This window comes from Mesorhizobium sp. M7A.F.Ca.CA.002.15.2.1 (assembly GCF_003998715.1).
In the GTDB taxonomy this organism is placed as follows: Bacteria; Pseudomonadota; Alphaproteobacteria; order Rhizobiales; family Rhizobiaceae; genus Mesorhizobium; species Mesorhizobium ciceri.
Map to the genome: position 1 here is coordinate 1 of NZ_RZPI01000323.1, position 5,973 is coordinate 5,973.

The 5,973-nt window shown below is 63.2% G+C and carries 5 protein-coding genes; all 5 read left to right on the forward strand.

Annotation, left to right across the window (positions count from 1 at the left end):
- Positions 1-11 precede the first annotated feature (11 nt).
- A complete protein-coding gene (locus ENZ74_RS18465) occupies positions 12-1,523 on the forward strand; it encodes an aldehyde dehydrogenase family protein (protein WP_063168955.1) in 1,512 nt (503 codons plus the stop codon).
- 57 nt (positions 1,524-1,580) lie between these two features.
- Entirely contained in the window at positions 1,581-2,834 is a 1,254-nt protein-coding gene (locus ENZ74_RS18470) for an ABC transporter substrate-binding protein (RefSeq protein ID WP_013529701.1), read from the forward strand.
- A 104-nt stretch (positions 2,835-2,938) separates the two neighbouring features.
- Entirely contained in the window at positions 2,939-3,895 is a 957-nt protein-coding gene (locus ENZ74_RS18475; RefSeq protein ID WP_063168956.1) for a sugar ABC transporter permease, read from the forward strand.
- A complete protein-coding gene (locus ENZ74_RS18480) occupies positions 3,892-4,836 on the forward strand; it encodes a carbohydrate ABC transporter permease (protein ID WP_027161386.1) in 945 nt (314 codons plus the stop codon). Before ENZ74_RS18475 ends, ENZ74_RS18480 begins: the two co-directional genes overlap by 4 nt.
- A gap of 4 nt (positions 4,837-4,840) precedes the next feature.
- Positions 4,841-5,956, forward strand: a complete 1,116-nt coding sequence (locus ENZ74_RS18485) for an ABC transporter ATP-binding protein (protein WP_013529698.1) — start codon at positions 4,841-4,843, stop codon at positions 5,954-5,956.
- Positions 5,957-5,973 lie beyond the last annotated feature (17 nt).

Below are 5,973 nucleotides of genomic sequence, written 5' to 3' on the forward strand. Positions count from 1 at the left end.
AGAGCAAACATATGAACGCACCCCTGAAGATCGCCATGCCGGCCGAGGCGGCCGAAGCCCCGAAAGGCTACAAGCTGCTGATCAACGGCAAGCATGTCGATGCCCGCGACGGCCGCACGATTGCTCGAAACAGCCCCGGCCACGGCTTCACCGTCTCGCACTATGCGCAGGCCGGTGAGGCCGAAGTGGAAGCCGCTGTGCTTGCCGCCCACAGGGCTTTCGAAACGGGTCCATGGCCGCGCATGAAGGCGGCCGAACGTGCCGGGATCCTGCTCAAGGCAGCTGATCTGATCGAGGGCCGGCTGGAAGACATCGCCCGGCTCGACGCACTGGAATCGGGCAAACCGATCGCCCAGGCACGCGGCGAGATCGGCGGCGCCGTCGACATCTGGCGCTATGCCGCCTCGCTTGCCCGCACCCTGCATGGTGAAACCTACGCCAATCTCGGCGACGCCATGCTGGGTGTCGTCCTGCGCGAACCGATCGGCGTCGTCTCGATCATCACCCCGTGGAATTTCCCGTTCCTGATCGTCAGCCAGAAACTGCCCTTCGCGCTCGCCGCCGGCTGCACGGCGGTGGTCAAGCCGAGCGAAATGACCTCGGCCTCGACCTTCGTGCTCGGCGACATCCTGATGCAGGCCGGCCTGCCCGCCGGCGTCGTCAATATCCTGGCCGGACTTGGCGCCGATGTCGGTGCGCCGATGGTCAGCCACCCGCTGGTCGAAATGGTCTCGTTCACCGGCTCCACCCGCGTCGGCAAGATGACGATGGCATCCGCCGCGCAGTCGCTGAAGAAAGTCTCGATGGAGCTCGGCGGCAAGAACGGCCAGATCGTCTTCCAGGACGCCGACCTCGAAGCGGCCGCCGATGCGGCGGTGTTCGGCGGCTTCTTCAATGCCGGCGAGTGCTGCAATGCCGGCAGCCGGCTGATCGTGCACGAGGCGATCGCCGACGATTTTCTCAGCGCCGTCAAGGCGCTTGCCGCCAGGGTCACGGTCGGCGATCCGCTCGATGACCAAACCAAGGTCGGCGCGATGATCTCGTCCGACCATTTGGCCAAGGTTGCCGGTTACGTTGCGGCAGCCGCGACCGAGGGCAGCAGCATCTACAGCGGAGGCAAGCAATTGGCCTCCAATATCGGTCAATACCTCGATCCCACCATCATCCGCGGCGTCACCGAGGACATGGCCATAGCGCGCGAGGAAGTGTTCGGCCCGGTGCTCTCGGTGCTGACTTTTGAATCGATTGAAAAGGCGTTGCACATCGCCAACAACACGCCCTATGGTTTGTCGGCAGGCGTGTGGAGCGCCAGCATCGACACTTGCATGTCGGTCGCGCGCGGCGTGCGTTCGGGAACCGTTTGGGTGAACACGTTCATGGAAGGTTATCCCGAGCTGCCTTTCGGAGGCTACAAGCAGTCCGGTCTCGGACGCGAACTCGGCAAACGCGCCGTCGAGGATTATACCGAGGAAAAGACAATCCAGTTTCATCGCGGCCAGCGCACCGGGTGGTGGGTCGGCTGAGTTGAGAAGAACCCGGCGGCATCCGCCGGTCGTGTAATGCAACAAGGGAGGAAGTACATGTTGCGCAAACTGCTTATCGGAACGGCTCTCGCGTCGGGCCTGGCTTTCGCGGCCCACGCCGAGGACGTCAAGGAAGTCCAGATGCTGCATTGGTGGACCTCGGGCGGCGAAGCGGCTGCTCTCAACGTCCTCAAGGGTGATCTGGCCAAGGAAGGCTATGCCTGGAAGGACGTGCCGGTGGCCGGCGGCGGCGGCGATGCCGCCATGACCGCGCTGAAGGCGATGGTCGCGGCCGGCAATTATCCGACCGCCTCGCAGATGCTCGGCTACACCGTGCTCGACTATGCAGCCGCCGGCGTCATGGGCGACCTGACCGAAACGGCGAAGAAGGAAGGCTGGGACAAGTCCGTTCCGGCAGCCCTGCAGAAGTTTTCGGTCTATGACGGCAAGTGGGTCGCGGCGCCGGTCAACGTTCACTCGGTCAACTGGCTGTGGATCAACAAGGCCGTCCTGGACAAGATCGGCGGCACCGAGCCGAAGACCTTCGACGACTTCGTTGCCCTGCTCGACAAGGCCAAGGCGGCAGGCGTGATCCCGCTCGCTCTCGGCGGCCAGAACTGGCAGGAAGCCACCATGTTCGACTCCGTCGTGCTGTCGACCGGCGGACCCGAGTTCTACAAGAAGGCCTTCAACGACCTCGATGACGAGTCCCTGAAGTCCGACACGATGAAGAAGTCGTTCGACAATCTGGCCAAGCTCGTCACCTATGTCGACCCCAACTTCTCGGGCCGCGACTGGAACCTTGCCACCGCCATGGTCATCAAGGGCGATGCCCTGGTGCAGGTCATGGGCGACTGGGCGAAGGGCGAGTTCCACGCCGCCAACAAGACCCCGGGCACCGACTTCCTGTGCTATCGCTTCCCGGGCACCGACGGCTCGGTGATCTACAACTCCGACATGTTCGGCATGTTCAATGTTCCCGACGACCGCAAGGCCGCCCAGGTCGCACTGGCCACCGCCACCCTGTCGAAGAGCTTCCAGTCGGCCTTCAACGTCGTCAAGGGTTCGGTTCCGGCCCGTACCGACGTTCCGGACACCGACTTCGACGCTTGCGGCAAGAAGGGCATCGCCGACCTGAAGGCAGCCAATGAAGGCGGCACGCTGTTCGGCTCGCTGGCCCAGGGTTATGGCGCGCCTCCGGCAGTCGCCAATGCCTACAAGGACGTCGTTTCGAAGTTCGTCCATGGTCAGATCAAGACCTCGGACGAAGCCGTGACCGAGCTGGTCAAGGCGATCGACGACGCCAAGTAAGCGCCACGCGCCAAAAACGCCTTCCCCGCTCCGGCGGGGAAGGCCCAGATCCGCGAACATAGATCCGCGAAGCTGGTTGGCCGCGAGTCGACGGGAGGAGCCCCATGAGCACGGTAGCGACAAGCCAGATCAAGCTGACGCCGGAGCATGCGCGGCCACGCGCCTCGGTGCGCTCGCGCCTGCAGGACGCATTGCCGAAGATCGTGCTGGCGCCGAGCTTCGCCATCACCATCGTCTTCGTCTACGGCTTCATCCTGTGGACGATCTATCTGTCCTTCACCAATTCCAAGACCTTCCCGTCCTATGTCCTAACCGGCTCGCGCGCCTATCAGCGGCTGTGGGGCTGGACCTTCGACACAGACCCGCCGTCGAGCTGGTACACGTCGATCACCAATATGGGTATTTTCGGTTTCCTCTACATCGCAATCTGCCTGGCGCTCGGCCTGTTCCTGGCCATCCTGCTCGACCAGAAGATCCGCGGCGAAGGCGTGTTGAGGCCGATCTATCTCTATCCGATGGCGCTGTCCTTCATCGTCACCGGCGTCGCCTGGAAATGGTTCCTCGATCCCGGCCTCGGTCTCGAGCAGACCTTGCATCAATGGGGTTGGACGAGCTTCCATTTCGACTGGATCAAGAATAAGGATTTCGTCATCTACACGGTGGTCATTGCCGGCGTCTGGCAGGCCTCCGGCTTCATCATGGCGATGTTCCTGGCCGGCCTGCGCGGCATCGACGGCGAGATCATGAAGGCGGCGCAGATCGACGGCGCCACCAACTTCCAGCTCTATCGCCGCATCGTCATCCCGCTGCTGCGGCCGATCTTCCTGTCGGCCTTCATCGTGCTCGCGCACCTCGCCATCAAGTCCTACGATCTCGTGGTCGCACTGACCAGCGGCGGGCCCGGCGGCTCGGCGTGGCTGCCGTCCAACTTCATGTATGAGTACACGTTCAAGCGCAACGAAATGGCCGTCGGCTCGGCCAGTGCGGTGATCATGCTGATGACCATCGTCGCCATCATCGTGCCCTATCTCTATTCGGAACTGCGGGAGAAGCCGCGATGAGCGCCGTCACCACTCCCGCCCGCCAGGCCTCCGGCGGCGTCAACGTCAAGACCCTCAACCGCATCGTCATCTACGGGCTGCTGGCGCTGTTTGCGCTGTTTTACCTGATGCCGCTGTTCGTCATGCTGGTGACCTCGTTCAAGACCATGGACGAGATCCAGAACGGCAACATGCTGGCGCTGCCCAAGGCGCCGACCTTCGACCCGTGGCTGAAGGCGTGGGGCGAGACCTGCGTCGGCCTCACCTGCGCCGGCATCAAGGGCTATTTCTGGAACTCCATCAAGATGGTGGTTCCGGCCGTTCTGATCTCGACCATGCTGGGCGCGCTGAACGGCTACGTGCTGACGAAATGGCGTTTCCGCGGCGCAACGCTGGTGTTCGGGCTGATGCTGTTTGCCTGCTTCATTCCGTTCCAGTCGGTGCTGTTGCCGATGGCGACCATCCTCGGCAGCCTCGGCCGCTTCGGCGTCACACTGCAGAACTCGGTCGGAACGAGCTTCGGTCTCGGCAACCCGACGGTCAACCTGGTCTTCGTCCACGTCGTCTACGGCATCGGCTTCACCACGCTGTTCTTCCGCAACTACTACGAGGCGTTTCCGACCGAACTGGTCAAGGCGGCACAGGTCGACGGCGCCTCCTTCTTCCAGATATTCCGCCGCATCATGCTGCCGAACTCGATGCCGATTTTCGTCGTCACCGTCATCTACCAGTTCACCAACATCTGGAACGACTTCCTGTTCGCCTCGGCTTACGCCGGCACCGGCGACGCGATGCCGATGACGGTGGCGCTCAACAACGTCGTCAACACCTCGACCGGCGTCGTCGAATACAACGTCAACATGGCCGCCGCGATGATCGCGGCACTGCCCACCCTTCTCGTCTATGTGCTCGCCGGCCGCTACTTCGTGCGCGGTCTCATGGCTGGCGCCGTCAAAGGATGATCTGATGGCTTTTCTGGAAATTGATGGTCTGAGAAAGCGCTTCGGCCAGGTCGAGATCCTGAAAGGGATCGATGTCGAGCTCGAGAAAGGCGGTTTCCTGGTGCTGGTCGGCCCTTCCGGCTGCGGCAAGTCCACTTTGCTCAACACCATCGCCGGCCTGGAGACGATCACCTCGGGCGAAATCCGGGTCGACGGCCGCGCCATCAACGATCTGCACCCCTCCAAGCGCGACATCGCCATGGTGTTCCAGAGCTATGCGCTCTACCCGAACATGACGGTGGCCGGAAACATCTCCTTCGGCATGGAGATGCGCGGCGTGCCGGCGGCGGAGCGCCAGAAGGCGATCGACAAGGTGGCCAAGGTGCTGCAGATCGGCCACCTCTTGCAGCGCAAGCCGAGCCAGCTTTCGGGCGGCCAGCGCCAGCGCGTCGCCATGGGCCGGGCGCTGGTGCGCGACCCCAAACTGTTCCTTTTCGACGAGCCTTTGTCCAACCTCGACGCCAAGCTGCGCGTCGACATGCGCATCGAGATCAAGCGCCTGCATGCCACCACCGGCACCACCATCGTCTACGTCACCCACGACCAGATCGAGGCGATGACGCTGGCGACCAAGATCGCGGTCATGCGGGATGGCGAGGTGCAGCAGTTCGGCACGCCGGCCGAAATCTACAACAACCCGAGCAATCTCTTCGTCGCCGACTTCATGGGCTCGCCGGCGATGAACCTGATCCCGGCGACGATCGGTACGTCAGGCAATGCGTTGTCCGTCGTGCTGCAGCGCGAGGCGCGCGAGCCGATCAACCTGCCGATGGCCAATGCGCCGGCGGGCCTGTCGGCATTCCAGGGCAAGCCGATCATCTTCGGTGTCCGTCCCGAAGCCCTGACCGATCCGGAAGGTGCCGAGCGCAACGCCTCGCACATCGCAACCGCGGACTGTCACATCGAGGTCGTCGAGCCGGCAGGTTCGGACACCTTCGCCGTCACCAATCTCGGCGGCAAGGGCGTGGTGGCGCGGCTGCGCGCCGACGCCAACATTCAGCCGGGCACCAACACGCCGCTCGCCTTCAACCTGACAAAGGCGGTGTTCTTCGATCCGGCGACCGAGACCCGTATTCGCTAATGTATGTCGCCCAAAAG